Below are 21,839 nucleotides of genomic sequence, written 5' to 3'. Positions count from 1 at the left end.
TCTTGGAAGTCGTCATATGTCTGATCTTACCTCACTTCTTGAGCCCGGAATGCTGGTTCGTCACCCCGACTGCCCGGAATGGGGAGTTGGTCAGGTGCAATCCAATATTCAGGGCCGCGTAACCGTGAATTTTCCCGAGACAGGAAAAGTGGTTATAGACGGACAAAAAATTCAACTAATTCCTGTTTACGACAGTCATAGTTAATGATGTGTAACGCAACTTAAACGTGTAATCAATGACTATTATAAACGCTATGGTGTCATAGGATTGCATTGGCGCGACACTGGTTTTAGAAGGCAGGGACCCGCTGGACCAAGGGCCTAAATGGACCGCGACAGAAGTTTCTTTTCAACGAGGATTGCGACCAGCGATCAGGATCTGCGTGCCGCCGAGCGGCTGCGCTATAAGGTTTTCATTGAAGAACTTGGGGGTGATGGGCCCCTGGTTGATCACGAAAGTCGCTTTGAGAGGGATCAATTCGATCCGCACTACGATCATTTGATTCTGGTTGATAGCCGTCGCGACGCTGAAGCATTGGATCACGTCGTCGGAGTTTATCGACTTTTGGACGGCGAGACAGCGTCCAAGTTGGGCCGGTTTTATTCTGAGGATGAGTATGACATCGCGCCTTTGCGGGCATCCGGACGACGCTTGTTGGAGTTAGGGCGGTCTTGCCTGCATGCGGATTTCCGTGGAGGCATGGCGATGTATCACCTTTGGAATGCGTTGTCAGATTATGTGAATGACCATGATATTGATGTGCTGTTCGGCGTTGCGAGCTTTCATGGAACGGACGTTGATGCCGTGGCGCCATCGCTTTCATTGTTGCATCACAAGCATCTGGCACCGCCCGAGCTGCGTGCAAAAGCGCACGCCAAAGTTTTTCAGTCGATGAATCTGATGCCGTTGGACGATATTGATAGAGTGGCGGCAATGAAGGCCGTGCCCGCGCTGATTAAGGCCTATTTGCGTCTGGGTGGGACGGTGGGCGACGGGGCTTATGTGGATCGCGAGTTCAACACCATCGACGTTTGCTTGATCCTGGATACAGAACAATTGAACGAACGGGCGGCAGACGTTTACCGGAACGCGCGCTGATGACGCGAGATCCGACCTGGGAGTCTGACGAGGCAGCATCGCGGGTGCGGATCGGGGCTCTGGGGTGGCTACTAGTGCTGCTGCGTGGATCGATATTCGTAGCGGTAACCTTTGGCGGGCTGGCGGTTTTGCTTTTTGTGCGGCTGATCGAAAGGCCCTTTTTTGGGATCCGGCGACCGTGGACGCCGTTTATTACACAATTCGTGTGCCGCACAGCGTTTCGCGTCTTTGGAATGCAGTATCAGAGCCATGGTGTGTCAATGGCGCATCCCGGCGCGGTGGTGTCTAACCATTCTTCCTGGATGGATATTTTCGTGTTGAATGCGACCGACAGGGTCTATTTTGTAGCGAAGTCCGAAGTTGCAGCTTGGCCCGGCATTGGCTGGCTAGCGCGGGCGACGGGGACGGTCTTCATCCGGCGGTCAGCGCGGGACGCCGGGGCGCAGAAGCGGGTTTTCGAAGATCGGCTTGGGGCAGGGCATCGGCTGCTGTTTTTTCCCGAAGGGACATCGACCGACGGGCGGCAAGTGTTGCCCTTTAAACCAACGCTGTTCGCGGCGTTCTTCGCTGAAAGGCTGCGGGACAATTTGTGGGTTCAGCCCGTGACCGTGCGCTATCAGGCCCCGGAAGGCGAGGAGGATCGGTTTTACGGCTGGTGGGGCGATATGGATTTTGCGCCGCATCTGCTGAAAGTGCTGGCAGCGCGGAGGCAGGGCGGTGTCGAATTGATCTGGCACAGGCCTTTGCGGATCGCTGAGTTTGCGGACCGCAAGGCGTTGGCCAAAGAGGCAGGAGAAGCCGTGAGCGGCGCGTATACGGACGACGGCACCGAAGCCTAGCTCATGGCGGCGATCAGGTCTGAAAGCGCTTGTGCGGAGCTTTCAGAGGCCCAAATCTCGTCCCCAATTGCGAAGAAGTCTGCGACAGGGGCAAGTTCAGCGATATTCTCAGCATTCAAAGCACCTTCAGCCACAACCGGCACTTCGATCACTTCGGACCACCAGGTGAATATCTCGGGGTCGACGACAGTGCCATCGCCGAGGGCTGTCGCGCCAATAGGGCCGAACGAGATATAGTCTGCCCCGCTTTCGGCTGCGGTCATACCGTCGTGTCGGGAGGTTGCGCAGAACGCGCCGACAATGGCGTCTGCGCCAAGGGTCTTGCGCACTTTGCGGACCGAACGTGCGCCGTCGGTCAAATGCACACCATCAAGGCCCAGCCGCTCGGCCAACCCGACATGGCTGTCGATGACGATGGCCACGTCGCGGGCGTGGGCCACTTCGCGTAAGGCGTCTGCCGCGCGAGACAGGCGATCTTCGTCACGGGTGGACAGGGCCAGGCGGATGCACGCGACCTCGTGCGCGTCCAGAACTTCGGCCAACTGCGTCGGGAAGGACGACAGTTCGAACTCGGGCGGTGAGATCAGGTAAATCTGGGGGCGCTCGGCGTCAGCCATTTTGTTGTTCCGTTACAAAACCTTCTGCCGCCTATAGCGCGAGGATCACTTGGGGGGAAGGGAGCGTGCGTTTTCCATGGCAAGCGCGATGATCTGGCCACGGCGGGCGTCGTCAGCCAGCAAGTCCTCGTCAATATCGACCATTCCGCCCATGGGCCGTCCAGTGAAGGACAATGGTGCGGTGCCCTCGATGGCCAGTGCTGCATCCTGCCGCGATTTGCCGATGCGGGCCATGCCGCCGCCCTTGTGGACGCCGCAGATCATATTGCCGTGCAGCAGGAAACAAAGGCCGCCGAACATTTTCTTTTCGCTGATCCCGCTAATGTCAGCCAGATCGCCGCGCATCAGCTCGGCCAGTCCTTCGTCATAGGCCATATTCCCTTGCCCTCCCTTGTGCTTTCGCCCTTCGGAACCTAAACCCACCGGCGATCCAATTGGGTGCAGCATACATGAACCAACCTGTCTTTGTCCTTGTTCGTCCGCAGATGGGCGAAAACATCGGTGCGGCGGCGCGGGCGATGTGGAATTTCGGGTTGGACCGGATGCGGATTGTGGCACCGCGCGATGGCTGGCCGAACCAGAAGGCGGTGGCCATGGCCAGTGGGGCCGGGCGGTTACTGGACGAGGCGCAACTGCATGATGATCTACCGTCGGCGATCGGGGATCGCACGTTTGTTTATGCGACGACGGCGCGTCAACGTGATCTGACGAAACCGGTGTTCACGCCTGAGGCTGCAATGGCGGATGCACGGGCGCGGATGTCGGCGGGTGAAAGCGTGGCGGTGATGTTTGGGCCTGAGCGGGCAGGGTTGGAGAACGAGGATATTTCGCGGGCGAATGCCCTGATCTCGGTTCCGGTAAACCCCGAATTTCCTTCGCTAAATCTTGCTCAATGCGTGTTGCTGACAGCCTACGAGTGGCAGCGTCAGGCCAAGGCGGTTGAAGGTGAGTATCTGGAGTTGGCAGGCACTGAAATGGCCAGTCAGATTGAGGTTGAGAAGCTTGCGGATCACTATGAGGATCGGTTGTCCGTGGCGGGGTTTTACTACCCTGAAGCCAAGGCCGAGGGCATGAAGCGGACGATGCGAAACATGTGGTCGCGGATGCCGATGACGCGGGCGGATGTGCAGCTTTTGCATGGGGTGCTGCGTCAGATGGTCCGCTGGAAAGAGCGCGGGCAGTGACTGGACGCGCATCGTGGCGGGGCCTACATTTCGCGCAATCACGAGGAGCAGGTGATGAGTGAAAAGCGCAGCATCTTTGAAGAAGTTGGCAGCAATACCAAGCCGGTCGAAGCCCCGAAAGGCGGGGTGATCGACAGTGGCAAAAAGGGTGCGCGGGGCGCGATCCGGGCCTGGCTGATGGTGCTGTTTGCGCTGGTCGTGGTGATGATCGCGGTGGGCGGATTGACCCGGCTGACCGACAGCGGTTTGTCGATCACTGAATGGAAGCCGGTGACGGGGGCGATGCCTCCGACCAGTGAGGCCGCGTGGCAGGCCGAGTTCGACAAATATCGCGAAATCCCGGAATATCGGTTGCAAAACAAGGGGATGACCCTTGCGGAATTCAAGACAATCTACTGGTGGGAATGGGGCCATCGCCAGTTGGGTCGGGTGATTGGTTTGGTCTGGGCGGTTGGATTTTTCTACTTTCTGGCACGGAGTCAGATCCCAAACGGATGGACCGGCCGGCTTGTTGGATTGGGCGCTTTGGGTGGGCTTCAGGGTGCGATTGGCTGGTGGATGGTGTCGTCAGGGTTGGAAGGTACGATGCTGGATGTGGCGTCATACCGGCTGGCAGTGCATCTGGGATTGGCGTTTGTCATCCTGGGGCTGATCGCCTGGTATGTCTTTCACTTGGGGCGGCGCGATGCTGATCTGCTTCAGGCGCGCCGGGGGGGCGAGCAGGGGCTGATGCGCCTTGGTGCGTGGCTGGCCGGGTTAACCTTTGTTCAGATTTTGCTTGGCGCACTGGTGGCCGGGATCGACGCCGGCTTGAGTTTCACTGACTGGCCTTTGATGGGTGGTCAGTTTTTCCCCGAGGGCGCGTTCTTTTTGGAACCCGCATGGCGCAATTTCTTTGAAAGCCCCGGTTTTGTTCAGTTCCTGCACCGGATGACCGCATACGGTTTAATCCTGTTTACCGGTATTGTTTGGTGGCGGTCGCGCGCGTCTGGCAATGATCAAACGCGGTTTGCGTTTAATGTGGTTTTGGCTGCGATTTGTTTTCAGTTGGTTTTGGGCGTCCTCACTTTGCTTTATTTCGTGCCTTGGCAGTTGGCTATACTACACCAGCTTGGGGCGGTGTTGCTGTTTGTGGTGACCCTGCGCGCGCGGTTCCTGGCGCAGTACCCGCTGTCGCAATCAATTCGGGGGTAAATATGTCTGCATATGAAGAGCTTATGGCGTTTCAACGTCAGACCATTGCTTTGGGCGAAGTGATGGGGCGTTTGGGTTGGGACATGGAAGCGGTCATGCCGAAGGGCGCGACTGACCAGCGGGCCGAGGAAATGGCCGCCATGGATGGCGTTTTGCACGCGCGTCGCACCGATCCACGGGTTGGTGAGTGGCTTTCAATGGCGGCTCCGGAGGGGTCTGTTCAGGCGCGGCAGATTGCATTGATCACGCGTGAATATGAACGCACGCAAAAGGTTCCAGCCGCGCTTTCGGCGGCCATGGTGAAGGCCTGTGCCAAAAGCCACATCGCCTGGATTGAGGCGCGGAAAGCGAATGATTTCAATCATTTTGCCCAGCATCTTGAAGGCGTTCTTGGACTGGCGCGGGAGAAAGCGGCGGCATTGGCAGATGGTGGTGATGCCTATGACGCCCTGTTGCAAGAATATGAGCCGGGGGCGACGGGTGCCGAGCTGGAGGCGATGTTTGCCGCGTTGCGGCCAAGGCTGGTTGACTTGCGGGACCGGGTGTTGGGAGCCGATCGGCGATTTGAACCCTTGAACCGGGAGTTCGATCTGGCCTTGCAGGTGAAGATATCGACGGCTTTGGCAGAGGTGTTTGGGTATGACTTCCAGCACGGGCGGATCGACGAGGCGGTGCATCCGTTTTCGTCGGGGTCCGGTCTGGATGTTCGGATCACGACCCGGACCGATCCGAAGAACCCATTTGATTGTTTTTATTCGACAATTCATGAGGTTGGGCACGCCTGTTACGAACAGAATATCGACCGCGACTACCTTCTGACGCCGCTAGGTCAGGGTGTGTCGATGGGGGTGCATGAGAGCCAGTCGCGCATCTATGAAAACCAGTTGGGGCGCAGTCGGGCGTTCACGGGATTTGTTTATGGCAAAATGCGGGATACGTTTGGGGATTTCGGTGTTGCATCGGAAGAGGAATTTTACGCAATAACAAATAGTTGTGATCCGGGATTCATTCGCACTGAAGCGGATGAAGTGCACTACAATTTGCATGTTTTGATGCGGTTTGATCTGGAGCGGGCGCTGGTGGCGGGAGATCTGGCAGTTGCGGATCTTCCCGAGGCTTGGGACGCGAGATTTTCAAGTGATTTCGGGATGTTAGTGGATGAGCCGGCGAATGGTGTTTTGCAGGATGTGCATTGGTCGGAGGGCTTGTTCGGGTATTTCCCGACCTATGCACTGGGCAATGTCTATGCGGGCTGTCTGCACGGTGCTTTGCGCAAGGATGTTCCGGGTTTGGATCGGGATTTCGCGAAGGGTGATACTTCGGCTGCAACCCATTGGTTACGTGAGAAAATTCAGCGCCATGGTGGGGTGTTCGAGGCGCGAGACTTGGTGACGCAGGCGATCGGTGGTGCCCCTAGTGAGGCGCCATTGCTGGACTACCTCGATGCGAAATTCGGGGAGATTTACGGGGTTTGACGGCGGCAATTGGCCTGTCTGTATCGCGTCGGTTTCACGTCGGTATTACGTCGGTGGACCCGAGCGGTGGGGTAAGGTGTCGTTAAAGAAAAGGTAACGGATTTCGACACGAAATCCGGGCGCGGAGTGCCTCCGCGTGCCTTCGGCGAGGATATTTTTGGGCCGATAATGGTGTAGGTCGCTCCTGGCTCTTGCGCTTTCAGGTTGGGGTAATGTCCCATTGGGTCGCCAGATCGTCGAGTCCCGCCCGGATCAGGTCGCGCAGAGCGGCGTCATCAACGCCGTCCAGCGATTTCAGATACCAGCAGCTTTTGCCACGTTTGTGCGGGCCGAGGCGGGCGGCGATGTCGGGGAAATCGGAATACCCGGGCAGGATGTGGAGCGAGATGTCGCGGGCGCGCATGGAAAATCCGGTGGCCAGGAATTCGCCGCTGCGGCCAGAGGCGTAGGTGTAGGCGTAGCGGCCGTAGCCGATGATTTTGCCCCAGGCACGCGGTTTCCAGCCGGTGACGTCCTGAAAAATGGCGTCGAGGGCGCGGGCTTCATGCCGTTTTTCAGGATCGGTGAGGCTTGCGAATAGGTCGGACATTGGGTCAGCCTATCGCGCTTTTTATCCCGTGAAAATATTGGCGTCTGAAGGCGTTGGTGCCCATAGCGGCCAAATTGGCAACGATTTGTTTCCCGGTGCGCGCTGGATTTGGGCCGGTTCGGTCCGCTAGAATGCCCACAGGTATTAGGCTGGGGGGCTTTTCATGCCAAGACGTTTGGTTGCATTCCTGCGCGGCAGCGAAGACGCTGTGCCAGGTGATTACATTCTGGCCATCGTGGCCGTTTTTGGCACGATGTTCGCGCTGATGGCGCGGATGCTGTACTGATTGGCGCCAGCTATTTAAGAATACATACCGTCGTAAATCGGCTCGAGTGTTTCCGGATCAAAGAGGCTGGAGACGCTTGTGCCGTGCCAGATGTTCAGGATCGCCTGGGCAAACATCGGTGCTGTTGGAACGATGCGGATGTTTTTGGCGGCCTTGGTTTCGTCGGTTGGTTCGATGCTGTCTGTGATCACCAGCGATTTCATTGCCGAGTTGGTCACGCGCTCAATGGCCGGGCCTGACAGGACGCCGTGAGTGATGTAGGAGTGAACTTCTTTCGCGCCGGCCTGCATGAGCGTGTCCGCCGCTTTGCAGAGCGTGCCGGCGGTGTCGATGATGTCATCGACGATGATGCAGGTCTGGCCGGTGACGTCGCCGATGACGGTCATCTCGGCAATTTCGCCAGCCTTTTCGCGGCGTTTGTCGACGATGGCTAGGGCGCAACCCACCCTTTGGGCCAATTCACGGGCGCGGGCCACGCCGCCGACGTCAGGTGATACGATGGTGACGCCGTCGAGCTTGCCTTTGAACTTGTGTTTGACGTCCAGCGCAAAGACTGGCGCGGCATAAAGGTTGTCGACCGGGATATCGAAGAAGCCCTGAATTTGTGCTGCGTGAAGGTCCATTGTCAGGACACGTTCGATACCGGAAGAAACCATCATGTTGGCAACAAGTTTGGCGGTAATGGGTGTGCGGGCTTTGGTGCGGCGATCCTGGCGAGCGTATCCAAAATAGGGGACCACAGCGGTGATGCGAGCCGCAGAGGAGCGGCGCAACGCGTCAGCCATAACGAGGAGTTCCATCAGGTTGTCGTTGGCCGGGTTCGAGGTGGATTGCAGGATGAACATGTCCTCGCCGCGCACATTCTCAAAGACTTCGACGAAAATTTCGCCATCGTTGAACCGTTCGACTCTTGCATCCACCAGCCCGACGCTGACGCCGTGGTGCATGGAAAGTCGTCGTGTTACGGATTTTGCGAGTGTCTGGTTGGCGTTCCCCGAGATGATCTTCGGTTCTTCGATATTAGGCATGCAGCACTGTCCTGATTGTGATCCGTGGCTATATGACGGATTCGTGACGTTGACACCGCTTAGCACGGGCCTAGGGTCACGCAAACATTCCAATGCCGGAGCGACGACGAAATGCCTCATATCGACTATTATCTCGCGACTTTTTCCACCAATTGCTACATGGCGGGCACCCGTCCGGCAGAAGTTGCACAGAAGTATGGGGCAACGATCACCTACAAGCCGCTGGATCTGATGGCATTGTTTTCGCGCACCGGAGGGTTGCCACCGGGTCAGAGGCACATTTCCCGGCAGGAGTATCGTCTGATCGAGATGGAGCGTTCGGCGGCGCATCTGGGAATGCCGATGAATTTGAAGCCTGCGCATTTTCCGACCAATGCGGCACCATCGTCTTATGCGTTGATCGCGGCGCAGGAGGCTGGCGGTGGTGATCTGGCGGCGCTGGTGTTTTCCATTGCGCGGGCCTGTTGGGCCGAAGAGAAGGACATCGCCGAGGATGCGGTGATCAAGGCCTGTCTGGAGGGCGCGGGGTTTGATCCATCGTTGGCCGATAGCGGTTTGTTGGCTGGGGCACAGGCTTATGAAGCAAATCTGGAAGAGGCAGTTAAGGCTGGCGTTTTCGGGGTACCTTTCTTTATAACGGATGACGGGGCACGGTTCTGGGGGCAGGACAGAATTGCGATGCTGGAAAGGCATCTGGCAGGAGAGCCTTAAAAATATGATCAAGCCCCTTGGTTTGATACATTGCGGATTGGGACACGGCGGCACCTAGACGGGGCTGTTGGATGCCTTGGGTTTGCCGGTGGAACCGATATCGATCGAATTGCCCGGGCATGGCGATGCCGAGGACTGGGACAGGTCGCGGGATTATTCTGATCAGGCGCTGGAAATTGCATTGGACAGGCTTCCGCGCGAGCCGGTGCCTTTGATCGGGCATTCATACGGGGCGGTTCTGGCGCTTCGGATTGCGATTGAGCGGCCGGGGCGGGTATCTTCCTTGGTGATGATCGAGCCGCCGTTTTTTGCGGCGCTGCGGGGATCGTATTCGTTTGATAAAATTCAACGCGACATGTCGCCATTTGCGCAAAAGATGGCGGATGGGCAGGCGGCTTCGGCAACAAAGCACTTCGTTGAATTGTGGGGCGATGGCACGCGGTGGAACGACATCGAGGAAAGGGCCCGGCGTGGGTTCATCAATCAGATCGATCTGATCCTGGCGTCGAATGTGTTCTTGTGGGACGACCCGGCCGGGTTGTTGTCACCGGAGCGGCTTGAAGGGTTAGAGATACCGGTGACACTGGTCGAAGGCATCGGGTCACATTCGGTGATGCCAAAGATCGTCGACGCTATAGGGCGGCGCATTCCGGATGCCGAAGGGATTACCGTGCCGGACGCGATGCATATGGTCGCGGTTACCCATCCGGCATCGGTGGCCGAAGCAATTAGGGATCGACTGGTTTGGGAGGCTGGCGGCTAGGCTTTTGGGCTTGAAAGCGCGCCGGAAAACGAAGGGCACCACCGAATTCGGGGTGCCCTTTGTCTTGGGCGAATGTTTAGCGCAGGACGTGCACAGCGCATTTGGCGTGACGTACGACGCGCGCGGCTGTGGAGCCCAGGAAGAAGTCTTCGAAACCCGGTTTGTGCGATGCGATGACGACGCAGTCCACATCATTGTCATCGGCGAACTCGAGGATCTCGCGATAGGCGTGGCCCAGAACCACAGCGGTTGAGACGTTTTCTCCGGCGTCGCTTGCCAGACGTTTCAGGTTGTCCAGAGCAGCGGAACGGTTGGCGTCTGCGGTGCCGTCGGGAAGGTATTGCTCGACGAAGCTAGGAATTTGCTCTAGCACGTGCAGGAGAGTGACTTTGCCACCTTCATTCAAGAGATGACGGGCAGCGGGAAGGGAGCCGACGGCCAGATTGTCGTGATCGAAGGCGACCGGGACAAGAACGTGATCATACATGGCGGGTCCTTTGTTTGATGATTTGCATACTATTGCATCCCGCTAACGGGCGCTTTGATGTGAATCAAATGGGCATATTGGCGCGGGGTGGGTAAAAATAGTGCTCCGCAGGGACCAATGAGCCGCTTTATCGCGCCCGGTGACCGGCGTGCTATTTCTTTAAAAGAAATCGGGTCGGAAACTCTGTGAGTTTCCGGGCGGCGGCGCGCCGTTATCAACGGGGCAGCATTTTATCTTTCGGAATCCGGTCGGCAGTTTAGATGCTTTGTCCTGTCACAAACTCAAAGGACTGCTCAACAAGTTGAAGAACAACTTCCAACTCTTCTTGAGTTTGGGGGGTGAAGATCATGACAAACCCTTCCCAGCCGGCACGTTCGTTTGCCCAAGGATGGGCAACTGCCCATCCCGCGTCGATCGCGGCGCGTGCCAATGCTGGTTCCAACGAAGCATGCAAGCTGCCGTCGGGGTGCAAATGCGCAAACTCACGCCCTCCGACGATAACTTCGGGTCGGGCAATGGGTACGCCTTGCTGTATCTGGAAGCCGACCGCACCCGGCAAGGAGACCCGTGTCGCGCCAAGTTCGACGCCGGGATAATCCTCGACCCGGCGCAGCAATGCTTCGGACAGTTCCGGCACTGCCTTAATTCCGATTTGTATATGAGGAACGCCGTCTGTGGTTTCAGGAATGGACGATTGCCGTTTCGGCAGTTCCTGTGCGACGACCGGGCTGGCCGACGCTGCTATCCACGTTATCAAGACGGCTGCGAGATTTCGGTGCAACGGATCCATTTCAGATCATCCTTCATTTTGTCCAAAAGCGCTTGAGTGCCCGCCCGGCCCGGAGGCCGGGAGGGTCTTCGGTTTTGTTTATCAGCTTTCCGGAATCCAGGGGTAGGGCCCCATCCAGATATCCAGCATGACGCGCCCGGCGTTCATTTCAAGCCATTCGTCGTAACCAGACCATTCAGCATATTGAGGTAGTTCAACTGTAGCCGGGATCTGATCGGCAGGGGTGCCATTTTGGAATTCAGCGAAAATCGCGCCTCTCAGGTCGCCGATGAACTGTTTTTCTTCCGCGACATGGGTTTTGGTGCAGCCGTTCGGAGCTTCCTCGGCGGATAATCCCGTGTGCGAACAAACCGCGACGTCAAAATCAAGCTCCAGGATTTCGCCCAGTGATCTTTCCCATTCGCCAATATTGAAATCCGGCATGATATTGAACCCAATGCGATCCGGCGTGACCAGATCGGCAATATAGGCCACTCGTTTCTCGGGAACGACGTATACTGTCATGCCAAGACCGTGATTCAAGCCCAGATAATGGTGCTCGACTGTGAGGCCACCAATTTCGATGTCATAGCGATCACCTTCCCATACGATATCTGGTGATGAGGTGTCCTGACCCGGATTTGCTTGGATATATTGCGCGGCCAGGGTGTGCATTACGGTTTCGGCCCCAGCAGCCTGAAACACCCCACCACCGCTGGCATGATCCCAATGGTTGTGTGAGTGAAGTGCAAATTTTATCGGCTGATCACTTACGTCTTTGATAGCCTCGATCATCTTTTCGCTATGTGCCGAGTTAATGGTTTCAATCGCCACTACACCTTCGTCCGTGACCAGAAACATGGAGTGGTACCCGTTTCCGCCACCAAAGCTGTAAACGCCGGGCGCAATTTCGTTTGTATAGGCCAGCGGCTCGTCTGCTTGTCCAGCCCCGGCCCCCAGCGCCAGCAACGACGTCGCCGCGAGGGTCTTCATAGTCATGGTCTTCATCTCTTGTGTCCTCCAGGAATCTCAGCCCAGTATTCCGGTCCACGATTTCTATAGAACATACTGTACTTCTATGCAACAAAATGTACTATAGAGGGACAAAGTGCTTCCAAAATAGGATTTTCAGTTTAAATACAGGATTATGGACAGATCATCAGACCCCCGGTTGGACGCAACGCGTTCACACGCGCTGCAATCCGCACTGAAGTTGCTGCAGAAAAAAGGGGTGTTGTCTGTGACTCACGCTGCAATCAGCAGTGAAACCGGCATTTCGCGCAGCACGCTTTATCGCCACTGGCCCAAACTTGAAGACTTGCGCAATTCGGCCTTTGCCCGCGCGGCCACATCTCCGAATAGTCAGCCGCGCACCAATGGCCCGCTGAGGACTGACCTGACTTGGATATTGGGCCATCTGATGGCTGCGTTGAACGAAACGCCCTGGGGCAAGGTGGCAGCACAGGTTATTGCAGTCGCGGCTACCGAGGATCAGGCACGGTCTTTAATGCGTACCTGGATCGAAGACCGAAGCCTGGACGTCAAAGCAGTTTTTGACGCAGCAATTGCCCGGGGTGAAATCAACGACGAGGCACCAATACCGCAGTTGATCGAGATGGCCATAGCAATCCCGTATTTTCGCAAACTTGTTGCTGATCGTGAGTTAGATCACGTTTGGCTGGATGAACACGTTGATCTGATTTGCAGCCTTGCAACAAAGACAGCGAAGGGATGAACGACAGAGCGCGGATGTTGAGAATGACTAAAACGGGTAAGCCCGGTTATTCATGCAATTGCGTAATTGTCGCCGATTGAGTGCACACCAATCCGGCCGGTGTCACCCGCCGGTGTGGCTCATGTGACGAGTCATCTGGCCGTCGATGGTTTGGCGCGAATAGTCAAAATCATGGCCTTTGGGTTTGCGCGAAATCGCGGCGCGGATAGCGTCAGTCAGTTGCGCATTGCTTTCGCTGGCTCGAAGTGGGGCGCGAAGATCGGCGTTGTCTTCCTGACCAAGGCACATGAACAACTCGCCTGTACAGGTCAGTCGCACACGATTGCAACTTTCGCAGAAGTTGTGGGTCAGCGGGGTAATAAAACCAATCTGCTGACCGGTTTCTTCCAGTTCCACATAGCGCGCAGGTCCGCCCGTGCGGTGGGCCAGGTCTTTCAGCGTGTATTCTTGAGCCAGTTGGCGTCGTAGGTCTTTTAGTGACCAATATTGGCCAATCCGGTCGGTTTCCTCGCCCATATCGCCCATGGGCATAACCTCGATGAAAGTCAGGTCGAGGTCGCGAGACGCGCACCATTCGGTCAGTTTGAAGAGTTCGTCTTCGTTGAAGCCTTTTAGGGCGACGGCGTTTATTTTGACCCTGAGACCGACCTTTTGCGCGGCATCGATACCTTTCAACACCTGGGGCAGGCGGCCCCAACGGGTGACGCGGGCAAATTTTTCTTCGTCCAGCGTATCGAGTGAAACATTAATGCGACGCACTCCGGCGGCATAAAGATCGTCGGCAAAGCGGGCGAGTTGCGAGCCGTTCGTTGTGAGTGTCAGCTCTTTCAAGGTGCCCGTTTCAAGGTGGCGGGACATCGACCGGAAGAAGGTCATGATCTCGCGGCGAACCAATGGTTCACCACCGGTTATGCGCAGCTTTTCGACGCCAAGATCGACGAAGGCAGTGCACATGCGGTCCAGTTCTTCCAGCGTCAGAAGCTCTTTCTTTGGCAGGAAGGTCATGTTTTCCGACATGCAATAGACACAGCGAAAGTCGCATCTGTCAGTGACCGAGACACGCAAATAGGTGATTGCGCGCTGAAACGGGTCGATGAGGGGTGCGGTTTCCATACGTGAAGGTGTATGATGGCTATGACCACAGAGCAAGAGACAGGTGATCCCATGCCATCACGTCTGTATGACGTATTGAAAACTTGCGGGCTGGGGGTTTTGGTCCTTGGCTTGGGCGGGTGCGAAGTGCTGGAACCGCTTCGATCTGTGGAAGACCGACCCAGCGAAATTGCAGTTGTGGAGGGCAGTCCTGAACCACCAGCAAACGCCCGAACAGTCGAGCAATTTGATACGACTACTGCTGCCGAGCGCGCAGCGGCGACATCTACAGGGGATGGAAATTTGCTGGGTACGGTTGTTGTTTCACTAGGGGATGTAACGCAGCCAGGATTTTGGCTTCAGACGACACTTGTCGATCGCGCAATGCCGGGGCAAGTGCGGCTTGGCTCTGCTGGTGCCGGAGTTGCGGTTGAACTGAGGCCCATCAGCGAGGGATCGGCGCGTCTGTCGCTGGCAGCGTTTCGGCTTTTGGGTGTCGGCCTGACGGATTTGCCCCGTGTTCAAATCCTCGCCAATTAAATCCCCGCAAATCAAGTCATTACCAAACGGAGCGCCCTTCGGGCGCGCACCACAACTCACTGGGGCTCTGCCCCAGACCCCGGAGTATTTTCACCAAAAAGAAGCGTTCTGATGAGTACGATCATTATTCATTATTGGCCCAAAAATATCCCGGGGAGTGTGAGGGGCAGCGCCCCTCGCCCACCGCGATGGCGAAGCCAGCGCAAACAAGAAAGCTACTCGTATCCCGGTAGAAGTCGCGCAGCTTCGCGTCTTGCGAAGGGTTTCATCTCAGCGCCATATGTCTCCAGAAACGCTTGCGTGCGCTCGGGGTCGCGTTTCGACAGATCGCGCAGCCACCAGGCGACGGCTTTCTGAATAAACCATTCGGGGTCGCCGACATAGCCTGCCGCCCAATCAAGGATACGCTCGCGCTGTTCTAACTCGTCCGGTTTCGGGTTGCGGTTTTTGGTCCATGGCAGCGTCATCACCAACGCGGCACGGCGTGTCCACATGTGGTCTGAGCTTGTCCAGGCTTCGATGTCGTCCAGACGCCTCGGATCGAAGCTCACGCGTTTTTGCCCCGCAATGCCGACGTGGTCCGCGATGGCCCAGGCGTCAAAGTCCGGCACCCAGGACTGGATCAGGGTCCATGCGGCGGCGTCATCCGGGCGGATGCGGGCTTGGGTCAGAAGCTTGGCGGCAGCAACGCGGGCTTCGTGGATGTTGGTTTGCCAAAGGTCCGACGCCAACGTGAGGCGGGCGTCCAGTTCTAAGGATTTCCGCCAGTCTTTGGTGCAGGTGTCGATCACCGGGTTGGCGACGCCCAGAAAGGGGCGGTCCACTTTGTGATAGGCCGCCATCTCGGTCGCTTTTTGCGCATTTGCCGTGACACCGAGGTCTTTCAGCGCGTCATCAACGGTCATTTGGGATCGATGTTGCGCTTGGCGATATGGGTCTCAAAGCCGTCCAGTGTGGTCTGGTTATACTTCAGCCAATGAGTGCGGATGTCTTCGTCGGATTTGCGCTCGCCCCAGTTGGTCAGCACGTCGCGTTCCTTTTCGAAAGTCATCTCGGGCACCGCATAGCCGCAGCTTTTTTGCACCATATCCACGTCCAGATCGAAGATTTGCCGGGCTGTGTGGTTGGGTTCGAACATGGCGTTCAACTCTTCCCAGTCGGGGTCGTTCAGGTGGATGCTGCGGGCGGTCGCAAAGGCCCGCAGGATCATCGGTGGGCCCGAAAACGAACACCACATTATGGTCATACGGGGCACCTCGTCGACATGGGCGGCGCTTTCATTGCCGCTGCCGGTGAGGTTGCGCCAGACGATGCGGTTGGGTCCGAGTATGCGAAGCGAATCCATGCCCTTGGGCGAGACGTTGACCTTACCCGTCGCCGCGGCGGTGCCTGTGAAAAAGATCGGCTGGGCTTTGATGAACTTCTGGAACTGGGGCTCGAGGTGATCGTGCTGGGTGCCCATGGGTTACTCCACTGTCACGGATTTCGCGAGGTTGCGGGGTTGATCGACGTCGGTGCCTTTGGCGACAGCCGTGTGATAGGCCAGAAGTTGCGCCGGGATCGCGTAAAGGATCGGGGCCAGCGCGTCGGGGGCTTTTGGCATATGGATCGTTGCCTTGGTGCCTTCGCCCGCTTCGGCTGCGCCGGGGCGGTCGGTGACCAGAATGACCTGGCCGCCGCGCGCCATGACCTCGTGCATGTTGGAAACGGTTTTCTCGAAGAGGACGTCCATGGGGGCCATGACGATGACCGGGACGGCGGGGTCGATCAGGGCGATGGGGCCATGCTTCAACTCGCCGCTGGCGTAGCCCTCGGCGTGTATATAGCTGATTTCTTTGAGTTTTAGAGCGCCTTCAAGGGCCAGGGGATACATCTGGCCGCGACCCAGGAACAGGATATCGCGCGCTTCAGACAGATCACGCGATATGTCGGCGATGGCGCTGCTGGCCTCAAGAGCCTGAGCGACGAGGCCGGGCAGGGCGCGCAGGTCTTTGATGTGATCTGCCAGTGTTGTGTCGTCCATCTGACCCCGGTCGCGAGCGGCCTTTAGGGCCAGCGCGTGGAGAACTGTTAGCTGACAGGTGAAGGCCTTGGTTGACGCCACGCCGATCTCGGCACCGGCCAGAATGGGCAGGGCGACATCGCTTTTGCGGGCGATGGTGCTTTCCGCGACGTTGACGATGGACAGGATCTGCGCGCGAGTGGCGACGTGGCGCAGGGCGGCCAGCGTGTCGGCGGTTTCGCCCGACTGGCTGACGAAGATGGCCAGAGTGTTGGGGCCGATGGGGGGCGTGCGATAGCGGAATTCGGACGCGATATCGACTTCGACAGGGATGCCCGCCATGCGTTCGATCCAGTATTTCGCCGTCATGCAGGCCAGAAAGGCGGTGCCGCAGGCGACCATCAGGATGCGGTCGACGTTTGCGAAGTCGGGCACGTTGTCTGGCAGGTTCAGGCTGTCGTTGGTGACATAATGAGCGATTGCGTCGGCTAGAACGGTGGGCTGTTCGGCGATTTCCTTGGCCATGAAGTGCTTGTGGCCGCTTTTGTCGATGCGGGTGGCGTCGATCATAACCTTGCGGATGTCGCGATTGGCGCGGTTGCCGTTGGCGTCGAAGATCGTGACACCGTCGCGGGTCAGCTCGGCGCGGTCGCCTTCTTCCAGATAGGTGATCCGGTCGGTCATCGGCGCGAGGGCAATGGCGTCGGAGCCAAGGAACATCTCTCCATCACCATGGCCAACAGCCAGAGGTGAGCCCTTGCGGGCGGCGATGATCAGGTCGTCTTCGCCTTCGAACAGGAACGCCAAAGCGAAAGCGCCTTCGAGGCGCGCGATGGTTTGTTCGGCCGCGTCGCGGGGGGCGAGGCCTTGATCCAGGAAGCTTTGCGCTAGTAGTGAGATGGTTTCCGTGTCGGTTTCGGTTTGGGCCTTGTAGCCTTTGGCGTCGAGGTCTTCGCGTAAGGTTTTGAAGTTCTCAATGATGCCGTTGTGGACGACGGCGACGGGGCCGGATTTATGCGGGTGGGCGTTGGTGACGCTGGGCGCGCCGTGGGTGGCCCAACGGGTGTGACCGATGCCGGATTTGCCGGAAAGCGGTTCGTGCACCAGAAGGTCCGAGAGGTTCACCAGCTTTCCGACGGCGCGGCGGCGGTTCAGCGCGCCATCTTCAACCGTGGCGATGCCTGCGCTGTCATACCCGCGATACTCAAGGCGTTTCAGGGCCTCGACCAAAGTCGGGGCTGCTTCGTGGTGTCCTAATATGCCGACGATGCCGCACATGGGATTATCCTTTGTTTTTCGCAGCGTTAGCTGCGCGCATCTTTTTGAACAGGCGGATGGCGAAACCCGGTTTATTGTCTTGCTTGGCCCGCGCGATGGCAAGATCGCCGGGGGGGACGTTTTTGCTTATGACCGAGCCTGTGGCGGTTATGGCGTCGTCGCCAATAGTGACGGGGGCGACCATGAGGGTGTTTGAGCCGATGAAAACTCGTTCGCCGATCTCGGTATGGTGTTTCGAGACGCCATCATAATTGCAGGTGACGGTGCCTGCGCCGATGTTTGTGGCCGCGCCAACCGAAGCGTCGCCGACATAGGAGAGATGATTCACTTTTGCGCCGTCGCCGATGTGGGCGTTCTTGATCTCGACGAAATTGCCAATCTTGGCGTCGTTGGACAGTTCCGCGCCCGGGCGCAGGCGGGTGTATGGGCCGACAATTGCGCCTTTGCCAACATGACACCCTTCGAGGTGGCTGAAGGCGCGAATGTGGGCGCCGGTTTCGATGGTGACGCCGGGGCCGAAGTAGACGTTGGGTTCGATCACCGCGTCGCGGCCGATGTGGGTGTCCATGGCAAAATGGACGGTATCGGGGGCTTGCAAGGTGACGCCGTTTTCAAGGGCCGACTGGCGGGCGCTGGCTTGGAATGCAGCCTCGGCGGCAGCCAGTTCGGTGCGGGAGTTGACGCCAAGGGCTTCGGCTTCGGGGCAGGTGACGGAGGCGACTTTCAGGCCTTCGGCGTTGGCCAGTGCGACGATATCGGTCAGGTAGAATTCCCGGGCTTCGTTATCGTTCTGAACTGATTTCGCGAGGCGGAGTAAGGTTTGGGCTTCGCCCACATAAAGGCCGGAATTACAAAGGGTTAGGGCGCGCTCATCTTCGGTTGCGTCTTTCCATTCGACAATACGCTGCAACTGATCGCCGTCGTGGACCAGGTGGCCGTAGCGGTTGGGTCGGTGGACGTGAAAGCCGAGAACGACGAGGTCGGCTCCGGCCTGGCGGGTCTCGATCATTTTCGCCAGAGTTTCGGCGGTGATCAGAGGATTGTCGCCGTTCATGATGGCGACGTTGCCGGTTGCCCCAGTAAGCGCATCAGTGGCCATGGTTGCGGCGTGGGCGGTGCCGTTGCGCTGTTCCTGTTCGACGACTTGGATGTCGGGATCCATCTCGTTGAGGGCGGCCTTAACAGCATCACCGCCATGGCCTGTGATGACGACGCGCGTGCCGACCTCCATACCGTCAGCGGTGGACAGTGTATGGGCGATCATTGGGGCACCTGCGATCTGATGCAGCACCTTGGGCTGATCGGACGCCATGCGCGTGCCTTCGCCAGCGGCGAGAACAATAAGGTGTAGGGGCATGCCTGCTCTTTCCTTTTCTTGTCCGCTGTTTTAGCCGCTAGGGGCTTTCCCGCAAGACGGGGCGGCTTCACTTGATGTTGCCAGACGTTACAGCGCGGGCAATGCTTTGCCCATGGAGGCGTGATGAAAACCGTTGTTTTCGATCTGGATGGAACCCTTGCGGACACAAGTGGCGATTTAATCGCGGCTGCGAATGCCTGTTTTCGGGGGCTTGGGCACGGGGACATGTTGGACCCTGAAGCGGACCAGTTGACCGCATTTCACGGCGGAAGAGCGATGTTGCGACTTGGCTTTTTGCGACTTTCGGGGGAATTTGGCGAGGCGGACATCGACGCGCAGTTTCCGCATCTTTTGGACTATTACGATCAAAATATAGACGTTTTTACAGTGCTTTACCCGGGGGCTATTGAGGCCGTCAAATGGTTGCGGGCCGAGAAGTTTGCCTTGGCGATTTGCACAAATAAGCCAGAATGGCTGGCGGAGAAGCTTTTGACTCGGCTGGGCGTTCGGGGTTTGTTTGATAGCCTGATTGGGGCGGACACATTGGCGACCCGTAAGCCGGATGTCGCACCTTATCGGGCCTCGGTTGAGCGGGCCGGAGGGGATGTTGGCCGATCTTTGCTGATTGGTGATACGGAAACCGATGTGAAGACCGCGCGGGCCGCAGGGGTGCCGGTGGTATTGGTGGGATTTGGGCCGGAAGGTCCGGAGGTTGCACGCCTGCAACCGGATCATCTTATTGAAAACTATGGCGAATTAAGTGGAGTGATTACCGATCTGATGCCTTAAATTACTGCGGCGCGGTGGCGGAATTTGAGACAAATTCCGGATCGATTTCCGAGTGGAAATCGGCGCGGCGCGAAATGTTTCCGGGGCAACATCCCCGCTATGGGCTGCAAATCTTGGAGCAGCGTCCCCATATAGACTCCAACGAATTGTAATCGAAGGTAATTTGTCGGGAGGCGCCGAGACATGAAGGATCAATCGGGGACTTTACCGGGCGCGACCTTAGTCGATGTTTTGGCCGAACAAGACGGATTTCGGGCGGCTCCGCCGTCTGCTTTGCCACGGGCCGTGCGATCCATCTCGCGACCAATAGGGTATTTAACTCATCGCCTGATACCAGCCGAAGTCATCGAGGCGGCGATCCGGGGCGCGGACTGGGCCGCCTCGGGTTCGATACGTAAAACGGCGATCAGCCACGATTTCTCGGATTTTGCTGCTTGTGAGGACGCGGCGATTGATGTGCGGCGCTGGGCGTTGGGATATGCCGTGACCGGAGGTGGAGCGGCAGGCGCATTCGGCGCCATTGGACTGGCATTTGATGTGCCAGCTACGGTGACGCTTGCCTTGCGGACCATTCGGCTGACCGGGCTTTGCTATGGTTTTGGCGATAATTCCGAGGCTGAACGCGTTTACATTCTGGATGTCTTGCAGTTGGCCGGGGCCAATAGCCCGGATGACAAAGCCGCAGCGATTGCGCGGCTGGCGGCGGAACGGCAGGACATTCACCCTGATGCCTGGCAAAAGATCGTGCAGCTAACGGGTCAGACATCGGGTTCGCTGGCGGCAACGCGGCGGGTTGCGGCAACATTGGGCGTCAATTTGTCGACCCGTAAAATTGCCCAGGTGGCTCCGATTGTTGGCGCAGCCGTTGGTGCGAGCGTCAATGGGGCCTTTCAGAACGATGTGGCGTCGGCCGCACGCTTTGCCTATCGCGAGCGGTGGTTGGCGGCGAATGAAGGCATTATCGACGGCGCTGCAGCGGATGTCGTCTCACCGAGCTCATAGGGTTTTGCCTCTTTTTTTGCGCTAACGATATCTTCACCCGAAGTGTCTAGGAACGTCACAGGCGACATGTGGACGTGGGGCTGATGATGAATATTTCGGGTGGCGAATTGCCGGGCGCGCGGCCGAGCGCGGCAGAAGGTGGCAAGCGCAGCATGGCAGTTGGGCAAATGGCAAAGCAGGCAGTCGCGGCGGCGCGTGCGGACAGCGCGGAATTGCCGAAGAATGCACAAGGCTTGGCGGCATCGGCGATTGCACGCGGGGCGGATCCGGCGAGTATTTTCACGGCACTGGTGGCTCCGCCAGCGGTTGAGGTGCCACCGGACTCGGAAGAACCAGTCATAGCAGGCGACACCCCGCCTGGCGCGGATGAGCCGCCGCTGGCTGATGATCCGCGCCCGGTTGTCGATGACCCGGCGCCGGTAGAGCCGGTGGATGTTGCGCCTGTCAATGATGCCGGACCACAAGTAGAGGGCGGCGGGGCAGTGGCCAATACTGACGATGTTGCGGAGGTCCCGATGGCAGAGTTATTTGACCTTGTTGTTGACGTTGACCCCACCGAACTGGGCAAGTAGGTGTGAGGAAAGCAGCGCGTTAACTGACGCTGGCCTAGTTTAATGACGGAGCGTTGAACGTGGACGATCTATTGCGGGAGTATCTGCCGATTCTGGTTTTTCTGGCTCTGGCCATTGGACTTGGGTTGGTTTTGATTTTGGCGGCGGTTCTTGTGGCCCCAAGCGATCCTGATCCCGAGAAGCTGAGCGCCTATGAGTGCGGGTTCAACGCTTTTGATGATGCGCGGATGAAATTCGATGTGCGTTTTTACCTTGTCGCGATCCTGTTCATTATCTTTGATCTTGAGATTGCCTTTTTGTTCCCCTGGGCCGTGGCCTTCGGAGGGCTAAGCGACGTCGCTTTCTGGTCTATGATGGTTTTTCTGACCGTTTTGACGGTTGGATTTGCCTATGAGTGGAAAAAAGGCGCGATGGACTGGGAGTAAGTCCAA

General features: G+C 57.7%; 26 protein-coding genes. 14 read left to right on the top strand and 12 right to left on the bottom strand.

The annotated features are described in order from the left end of the window. Positions 1 to 16: 16 nt before the first annotated feature. The 3 genes from GKR98_06325 (at position 17) to GKR98_06315 (ending at position 1,938) form a co-directional block, all read left to right on the top strand. Positions 17 to 205, top strand: a complete 189-nt coding sequence (locus GKR98_06325) for a DUF3553 domain-containing protein (protein ID QMU57847.1) — start codon at positions 17 to 19, stop codon at positions 203 to 205. 120 nt (positions 206 to 325) lie between these two features. Further along, positions 326 to 1,099, top strand: coding sequence for a GNAT family N-acetyltransferase (locus tag GKR98_06320; protein QMU57846.1), 774 nt, complete (start codon positions 326 to 328; stop codon positions 1,097 to 1,099). Continuing rightward, complete coding sequence (locus GKR98_06315; protein ID QMU57845.1) at positions 1,099 to 1,938, top strand: 1-acyl-sn-glycerol-3-phosphate acyltransferase; 840 nt, start codon at positions 1,099 to 1,101, stop codon at positions 1,936 to 1,938. The genes GKR98_06320 and GKR98_06315 overlap by 1 nt, the downstream gene beginning before the upstream one ends. On the opposite strand, the gene GKR98_06310 is transcribed toward GKR98_06315, so the two are convergent. Then, positions 1,935 to 2,555, bottom strand: a complete 621-nt coding sequence (locus GKR98_06310; GenBank protein QMU57844.1) for a thiamine phosphate synthase — start codon at positions 2,553 to 2,555, stop codon at positions 1,935 to 1,937. The genes GKR98_06315 and GKR98_06310 overlap by 4 nt on opposite strands. A 45-nt stretch (positions 2,556 to 2,600) precedes the next feature. Further along, positions 2,601 to 2,930 (bottom strand): hypothetical protein, encoded by a 330-nt coding sequence (locus tag GKR98_06305; protein QMU57843.1) that lies wholly within the window; start codon positions 2,928 to 2,930, stop codon positions 2,601 to 2,603. 74 nt (positions 2,931 to 3,004) lie between these two features. On the opposite strand from GKR98_06305, the gene GKR98_06300 reads away from it, so the two are divergent. From GKR98_06300 to GKR98_06290, 3 genes are read left to right on the top strand one after another with little or no spacing between them, the layout of a single operon-like run. Next, positions 3,005 to 3,739, top strand: coding sequence for a TrmJ/YjtD family RNA methyltransferase (locus tag GKR98_06300; protein QMU57842.1), 735 nt, complete (start codon positions 3,005 to 3,007; stop codon positions 3,737 to 3,739). 54 nt (positions 3,740 to 3,793) lie between these two features. Beyond that, positions 3,794 to 4,933, top strand: a complete 1,140-nt coding sequence (locus GKR98_06295) for a heme A synthase (protein ID QMU57841.1) — start codon at positions 3,794 to 3,796, stop codon at positions 4,931 to 4,933. A 2-nt stretch (positions 4,934 to 4,935) separates the two neighbouring features. Next, positions 4,936 to 6,408, top strand: a complete 1,473-nt coding sequence (locus GKR98_06290; GenBank protein ID QMU57840.1) for a carboxypeptidase M32 — start codon at positions 4,936 to 4,938, stop codon at positions 6,406 to 6,408. Positions 6,409 to 6,607: 199 nt separating this feature from the next. Here GKR98_06290 and GKR98_06285 read toward each other — a convergent pair whose 3' ends face one another. Both GKR98_06285 and prs read right to left on the bottom strand, forming a co-directional pair. After that, the gene (locus GKR98_06285) at positions 6,608 to 6,997 is read right to left on the bottom strand and encodes a DUF1801 domain-containing protein (GenBank protein QMU57839.1); all 390 of its coding nucleotides are present in this window, start codon (positions 6,995 to 6,997) and stop codon (positions 6,608 to 6,610) included. Positions 6,998 to 7,297: 300 nt separating this feature from the next. Beyond that, positions 7,298 to 8,311 carry a ribose-phosphate diphosphokinase gene (gene prs, locus GKR98_06280; protein ID QMU57838.1) on the bottom strand — a complete coding sequence of 338 codons (1,014 nt, stop codon included), beginning with the start codon at positions 8,309 to 8,311 and terminating at the stop codon, positions 7,298 to 7,300. 111 nt (positions 8,312 to 8,422) lie between these two features. Here prs and GKR98_06275 point away from each other — a divergent pair, with 111 nt between their 5' ends. Both GKR98_06275 and GKR98_06270 read left to right on the top strand, forming a co-directional pair. Continuing rightward, positions 8,423 to 9,022 (top strand): 2-hydroxychromene-2-carboxylate isomerase, encoded by a 600-nt coding sequence (locus tag GKR98_06275; GenBank protein ID QMU57837.1) that lies wholly within the window; start codon positions 8,423 to 8,425, stop codon positions 9,020 to 9,022. A gap of 64 nt (positions 9,023 to 9,086) precedes the next feature. Then, a complete protein-coding gene (locus tag GKR98_06270) occupies positions 9,087 to 9,785 on the top strand; it encodes an alpha/beta fold hydrolase (GenBank protein ID QMU57836.1) in 699 nt (232 codons plus the stop codon). A 76-nt stretch (positions 9,786 to 9,861) separates the two neighbouring features. Here the strand turns inward: GKR98_06270 and GKR98_06265 are convergent, their stop codons facing one another. From GKR98_06265 to GKR98_06255, 3 genes are all read right to left on the bottom strand, one after another. Then, positions 9,862 to 10,272, bottom strand: a complete 411-nt coding sequence (locus GKR98_06265) for a universal stress protein (protein ID QMU57835.1) — start codon at positions 10,270 to 10,272, stop codon at positions 9,862 to 9,864. A gap of 256 nt (positions 10,273 to 10,528) precedes the next feature. Beyond that, entirely contained in the window at positions 10,529 to 11,062 is a 534-nt protein-coding gene (locus GKR98_06260; protein QMU57834.1) for a phospholipase, read from the bottom strand. Positions 11,063 to 11,143: 81 nt separating this feature from the next. Beyond that, positions 11,144 to 12,049 (bottom strand): MBL fold metallo-hydrolase, encoded by a 906-nt coding sequence (locus tag GKR98_06255; protein QMU57833.1) that lies wholly within the window; start codon positions 12,047 to 12,049, stop codon positions 11,144 to 11,146. Between the two features lie 139 nt (positions 12,050 to 12,188). On the opposite strand from GKR98_06255, the gene GKR98_06250 reads away from it, so the two are divergent. Beyond that, positions 12,189 to 12,776, top strand: coding sequence for a TetR family transcriptional regulator (locus GKR98_06250; protein ID QMU57832.1), 588 nt, complete (start codon positions 12,189 to 12,191; stop codon positions 12,774 to 12,776). 102 nt (positions 12,777 to 12,878) lie between these two features. Here GKR98_06250 and moaA read toward each other — a convergent pair whose 3' ends face one another. Continuing rightward, positions 12,879 to 13,889 (bottom strand): GTP 3',8-cyclase MoaA, encoded by a 1,011-nt coding sequence (gene moaA / locus GKR98_06245; GenBank protein ID QMU57831.1) that lies wholly within the window; start codon positions 13,887 to 13,889, stop codon positions 12,879 to 12,881. Between the two features lie 21 nt (positions 13,890 to 13,910). Here moaA and GKR98_06240 point away from each other — a divergent pair, with 21 nt between their 5' ends. Next, positions 13,911 to 14,408, top strand: coding sequence for a hypothetical protein (locus GKR98_06240; GenBank protein QMU57830.1), 498 nt, complete (start codon positions 13,911 to 13,913; stop codon positions 14,406 to 14,408). A gap of 215 nt (positions 14,409 to 14,623) precedes the next feature. Here the strand turns inward: GKR98_06240 and GKR98_06235 are convergent, their stop codons facing one another. Genes GKR98_06235 through glmU form a run of 4 tightly spaced genes read right to left on the bottom strand, consistent with a single transcriptional unit; the run spans position 14,624 to position 19,045 of the window. Then, positions 14,624 to 15,313 (bottom strand): DNA alkylation repair protein, encoded by a 690-nt coding sequence (locus tag GKR98_06235; GenBank protein ID QMU57829.1) that lies wholly within the window; start codon positions 15,311 to 15,313, stop codon positions 14,624 to 14,626. Beyond that, on the bottom strand, positions 15,310 to 15,870 hold the full coding sequence (locus tag GKR98_06230) for a pyridoxamine 5'-phosphate oxidase family protein (protein QMU57828.1): 561 nt from the start codon (positions 15,868 to 15,870) through the stop codon (positions 15,310 to 15,312). The genes GKR98_06235 and GKR98_06230 overlap by 4 nt, the downstream gene beginning before the upstream one ends. Before the next feature lie 3 nt (positions 15,871 to 15,873). Beyond that, positions 15,874 to 17,688 carry a glutamine--fructose-6-phosphate transaminase (isomerizing) gene (gene glmS, locus GKR98_06225; GenBank protein QMU57827.1) on the bottom strand — a complete coding sequence of 605 codons (1,815 nt, stop codon included), beginning with the start codon at positions 17,686 to 17,688 and terminating at the stop codon, positions 15,874 to 15,876. Positions 17,689 to 17,692: 4 nt separating this feature from the next. Then, a complete protein-coding gene (gene glmU / locus GKR98_06220) occupies positions 17,693 to 19,045 on the bottom strand; it encodes a bifunctional UDP-N-acetylglucosamine diphosphorylase/glucosamine-1-phosphate N-acetyltransferase GlmU (GenBank protein QMU57826.1) in 1,353 nt (450 codons plus the stop codon). Between the two features lie 123 nt (positions 19,046 to 19,168). Here glmU and GKR98_06215 point away from each other — a divergent pair, with 123 nt between their 5' ends. The 4 genes from GKR98_06215 to GKR98_06200 all read left to right on the top strand — a co-directional run bounded on the left by GKR98_06215 (position 19,169) and on the right by GKR98_06200 (position 21,833). Continuing rightward, positions 19,169 to 19,834, top strand: coding sequence for an HAD-IA family hydrolase (locus GKR98_06215; GenBank protein ID QMU57825.1), 666 nt, complete (start codon positions 19,169 to 19,171; stop codon positions 19,832 to 19,834). Between the two features lie 183 nt (positions 19,835 to 20,017). After that, positions 20,018 to 20,836: a hypothetical protein gene (locus GKR98_06210; GenBank protein QMU57824.1), complete on the top strand. Its 819-nt coding sequence runs from the start codon at positions 20,018 to 20,020 to the stop codon at positions 20,834 to 20,836. An 83-nt stretch (positions 20,837 to 20,919) separates the two neighbouring features. Then, positions 20,920 to 21,408 carry a hypothetical protein gene (locus GKR98_06205; GenBank protein ID QMU57823.1) on the top strand — a complete coding sequence of 163 codons (489 nt, stop codon included), beginning with the start codon at positions 20,920 to 20,922 and terminating at the stop codon, positions 21,406 to 21,408. Positions 21,409 to 21,467: 59 nt separating this feature from the next. Continuing rightward, complete coding sequence (locus GKR98_06200; protein ID QMU57822.1) at positions 21,468 to 21,833, top strand: NADH-quinone oxidoreductase subunit A; 366 nt, start codon at positions 21,468 to 21,470, stop codon at positions 21,831 to 21,833. Positions 21,834 to 21,839 lie beyond the last annotated feature (6 nt).

This window comes from Boseongicola sp. (assembly GCA_014075275.1).
In the GTDB taxonomy this organism is placed as follows: Bacteria; Pseudomonadota; Alphaproteobacteria; order Rhodobacterales; family Rhodobacteraceae.
This window is presented reverse-complemented; position numbering and strand designations above follow the sequence as displayed.

Excerpts from the sequence above, each read along its gene's own strand:
- GKR98_06325 (QMU57847.1), top strand. The coding sequence starts at position 17 with ATGTCTGATCTTACCTCACTTCTTGAGCCCGGAATGCTGGTTCGTCAC.
- GKR98_06320 (QMU57846.1), top strand. The coding sequence starts at position 326 with ATGGACCGCGACAGAAGTTTCTTTTCAACGAGGATTGCGACCAGCGAT.
- GKR98_06315 (QMU57845.1), top strand. The coding sequence starts at position 1,099 with ATGACGCGAGATCCGACCTGGGAGTCTGACGAGGCAGCATCGCGGGTG.
- GKR98_06310 (QMU57844.1), bottom strand. The coding sequence starts at position 2,555 with ATGGCTGACGCCGAGCGCCCCCAGATTTACCTGATCTCACCGCCCGAG.
- GKR98_06305 (QMU57843.1), bottom strand. The coding sequence starts at position 2,930 with ATGGCCTATGACGAAGGACTGGCCGAGCTGATGCGCGGCGATCTGGCT.
- GKR98_06300 (QMU57842.1), top strand. The coding sequence starts at position 3,005 with ATGAACCAACCTGTCTTTGTCCTTGTTCGTCCGCAGATGGGCGAAAAC.
- GKR98_06295 (QMU57841.1), top strand. The coding sequence starts at position 3,794 with ATGAGTGAAAAGCGCAGCATCTTTGAAGAAGTTGGCAGCAATACCAAG.
- GKR98_06290 (QMU57840.1), top strand. The coding sequence starts at position 4,936 with ATGTCTGCATATGAAGAGCTTATGGCGTTTCAACGTCAGACCATTGCT.
- GKR98_06285 (QMU57839.1), bottom strand. The coding sequence starts at position 6,997 with ATGTCCGACCTATTCGCAAGCCTCACCGATCCTGAAAAACGGCATGAA.
- prs (QMU57838.1), bottom strand. The coding sequence starts at position 8,311 with ATGCCTAATATCGAAGAACCGAAGATCATCTCGGGGAACGCCAACCAG.
- GKR98_06275 (QMU57837.1), top strand. The coding sequence starts at position 8,423 with ATGCCTCATATCGACTATTATCTCGCGACTTTTTCCACCAATTGCTAC.
- GKR98_06265 (QMU57835.1), bottom strand. The coding sequence starts at position 10,272 with ATGTATGATCACGTTCTTGTCCCGGTCGCCTTCGATCACGACAATCTG.
- GKR98_06260 (QMU57834.1), bottom strand. The coding sequence starts at position 11,062 with ATGGATCCGTTGCACCGAAATCTCGCAGCCGTCTTGATAACGTGGATA.
- GKR98_06255 (QMU57833.1), bottom strand. The coding sequence starts at position 12,049 with ATGAAGACCATGACTATGAAGACCCTCGCGGCGACGTCGTTGCTGGCG.
- GKR98_06250 (QMU57832.1), top strand. The coding sequence starts at position 12,189 with ATGGACAGATCATCAGACCCCCGGTTGGACGCAACGCGTTCACACGCG.
- moaA (QMU57831.1), bottom strand. The coding sequence starts at position 13,889 with ATGGAAACCGCACCCCTCATCGACCCGTTTCAGCGCGCAATCACCTAT.
- GKR98_06240 (QMU57830.1), top strand. The coding sequence starts at position 13,911 with ATGACCACAGAGCAAGAGACAGGTGATCCCATGCCATCACGTCTGTAT.
- GKR98_06235 (QMU57829.1), bottom strand. The coding sequence starts at position 15,313 with ATGACCGTTGATGACGCGCTGAAAGACCTCGGTGTCACGGCAAATGCG.
- GKR98_06230 (QMU57828.1), bottom strand. The coding sequence starts at position 15,870 with ATGGGCACCCAGCACGATCACCTCGAGCCCCAGTTCCAGAAGTTCATC.
- glmS (QMU57827.1), bottom strand. The coding sequence starts at position 17,688 with ATGTGCGGCATCGTCGGCATATTAGGACACCACGAAGCAGCCCCGACT.
- glmU (QMU57826.1), bottom strand. The coding sequence starts at position 19,045 with ATGCCCCTACACCTTATTGTTCTCGCCGCTGGCGAAGGCACGCGCATG.
- GKR98_06215 (QMU57825.1), top strand. The coding sequence starts at position 19,169 with ATGAAAACCGTTGTTTTCGATCTGGATGGAACCCTTGCGGACACAAGT.
- GKR98_06210 (QMU57824.1), top strand. The coding sequence starts at position 20,018 with ATGAAGGATCAATCGGGGACTTTACCGGGCGCGACCTTAGTCGATGTT.
- GKR98_06205 (QMU57823.1), top strand. The coding sequence starts at position 20,920 with ATGATGAATATTTCGGGTGGCGAATTGCCGGGCGCGCGGCCGAGCGCG.